This is a genomic window from Vibrio sp. 10N.222.49.C9 (assembly GCF_041474985.1).
Taxonomy (GTDB): domain Bacteria; phylum Pseudomonadota; class Gammaproteobacteria; order Enterobacterales; family Vibrionaceae; genus Vibrio; species Vibrio crassostreae_C.
In genome coordinates, this window is record NZ_JBFRVD010000459.1 from 1 (window position 1) to 407 (window position 407).

Below are 407 nucleotides of genomic sequence, written 5' to 3' on the forward strand. Positions count from 1 at the left end.
GGTCAGCCACATCATTGGTTAATGCTGGGTCTGTGCCATCGGTAATCTTGATAGAAACAGGCGCACGAGTCACATCGTCATCCGTATCGGTGACAGCAACGCCAATCTCTAACGCGAGTTGATCTGGGTTCTCTGAATCGTTTTCGTCCTGATCTACTGGCAAGAACTGATTAACCGTATAGGTGCCATCAAGATTCACGGTAACTTCTAGGACTGCATCGCCATTGAGCGCCGTCACAACAAGCCCATTGGCCGTTTCCGTTAGTGTGGTTTCTTCACCATTGCTAGTAATGGCTTCCCAAGCAGCTCGCTGCTCATCAGACAGTTCAATAGCCACCTCAGCGATTGCGTCACTGCCTTCATAACCTAAAGTACCAGTAATTGGCAGAGCACCTGCATCGCCTATA

The 407-nt window shown here is 49.4% G+C and carries 1 protein-coding gene; it reads right to left on the reverse strand.

Annotation, left to right across the window (positions count from 1 at the left end; all coding sequences use genetic code 11):
* The coding region (locus tag AB4585_RS23980; protein ID WP_372171256.1) for a DUF5801 repeats-in-toxin domain-containing protein at window positions 1-407 on the reverse strand (407 nt) is incomplete at both ends.